Annotated in this window: 2 protein-coding genes and 1 pseudogene; 1 reads left to right on the top strand and 2 read right to left on the bottom strand. The window is 46.6% G+C overall.

Annotated elements, in window-relative coordinates; genetic code table 11:
* Both ACTHUM_RS14355 and ACTHUM_RS14350 read right to left on the bottom strand, forming a co-directional pair.
* Window positions 1–199 (bottom strand): annotated as a pseudogene (locus ACTHUM_RS14355) (aminotransferase); the annotation flags it as partial.
* Window positions 200–283: 84 nt separating this feature from the next.
* On the bottom strand, window positions 284–499 hold the full coding sequence (locus ACTHUM_RS14350) for a tautomerase family protein (protein WP_003682441.1): 216 nt from the start codon (window positions 497–499) through the stop codon (window positions 284–286).
* A gap of 165 nt (window positions 500–664) precedes the next feature.
* On the opposite strand from ACTHUM_RS14350, the gene ACTHUM_RS14345 reads away from it, so the two are divergent.
* Entirely contained in the window at window positions 665–1,264 is a 600-nt protein-coding gene (locus tag ACTHUM_RS14345) for an MlaC/ttg2D family ABC transporter substrate-binding protein (RefSeq protein ID WP_049322312.1), read from the top strand.
* The last annotated feature ends 49 nt before the right edge of the window (window positions 1,265–1,313 follow it).

Here is a 1,313-nt window from a genome sequence, read left to right as displayed (position 1 = left end):
CTTGTGAAGTCGGCAGGTTGCGGATGACGTCAACCAAGATTTCGTCGGGCGCTTCAAAACCGAACGGAGCAGGATTACCGATATTGAGCTTGAGGATTTTGTTGCCTTCTTCTTCCAGTTGCAGGGCTTTTTTGTGAACCGGGCCGCGGATGTCGTAGCAAACGTGGTCCAGTTTGGATGATTTGGGAAATTTCTCCATGATGTGTGTTCCGTAAAATTGTTAACAATGGGATAAATGTACTCTTTTTGCGGGTAAATTAAAAGGGCTTCAGACGGCCAAGGCTTACTTATTGCGCGCTTCGGCACGGCGAACCGTCACGCTTTTGCCGCCTATGCCCCAGTTGTCCATATCGATTTCGTCGATGACGACGACGGTTGTCTCAGGGTTTTTGTTGAGAACGCGTGAGAGTAATTCGGTGACGCCGCGGATCAATTCGGCTTTTTGCTCCGCGCTCGGGGCTTCGCTGCCGCCGGTTACTTTAATGTTGACGTAGGGCATGGTTTCCTCCTTTGAAAATAACGTTTATATGTTATCTTATTTTTATCAGGCCGTCTGAAATTTAATTGCAGGATTTTTCATTGCCCATGTCTGCTTTTACAAAGAATTAAGTTTTTTGGAATGGATTGTTTTTACAATGCGGTTTTATTTTGGATGGATATCGTTATGAACCGTTTTCTTCAGACTTTGATTGTGGCCGCTCCGATGGTGATTGCCGCGCCTTATGTGGCGGCGGAAACGCATCCGGCGCAAAAGCAGATGCAGCAGAATATTGATGCTGTGTTGAAAATCGCACGCAATACGTCTTTGACAGAGGCGCAACGCGTGAAACAGGTTGAGCAGTATGCCAACCGTTATTTGGATTATGAGCGTATTTCGGCTTTAGCGGTCGGTGCGCCATGGCGTGAATTTTCTGCCAAACAGAAAACCGATTTTATCCGTGCATTCAAAGATATGGTCATTGCGATGTACTCGCATTCCGCGTTAATTGGTGCGGCGGATGCAAATGTGCGCCTGTTGCCGAAGATGACGGCAAACGGCAATAAGTTTGACGTTTTCTCGGAAATTCAAACCAAAAAAGGTACGAAGTATGAAGTGGCTTACCAGCTTTACCAAAGTGGCGGTGTGTATAAGATTTACAACATCCGCGTGGACGGTACCAGCTTGGTAACGGTATACCGCAATCAATTTGGCGAGCTGATTAAGAGCAAAGGCATTGACGGTACGATTGCCACTGTCGAAGCCAAGGGCTTGAAGAAACAATAAGGCAGATTGATAAAAGGCCGTCTGAAACTTGTTTCAGACGGCCTTTTTG

Source organism: Neisseria sp. P0021.S006, assembly GCF_051956895.1.
This window is presented reverse-complemented; position numbering and strand designations above follow the sequence as displayed.

What these genes read in the sequence shown, in the direction of transcription:
- ACTHUM_RS14350 (WP_003682441.1), bottom strand. Translation starts at nt 499, where the DNA reads ATGCCCTACGTCAACATTAAAGTAACCGGCGGCAGCGAAGCCCCGAGC.
- ACTHUM_RS14345 (WP_049322312.1), top strand. Translation starts at nt 665, where the DNA reads ATGAACCGTTTTCTTCAGACTTTGATTGTGGCCGCTCCGATGGTGATT.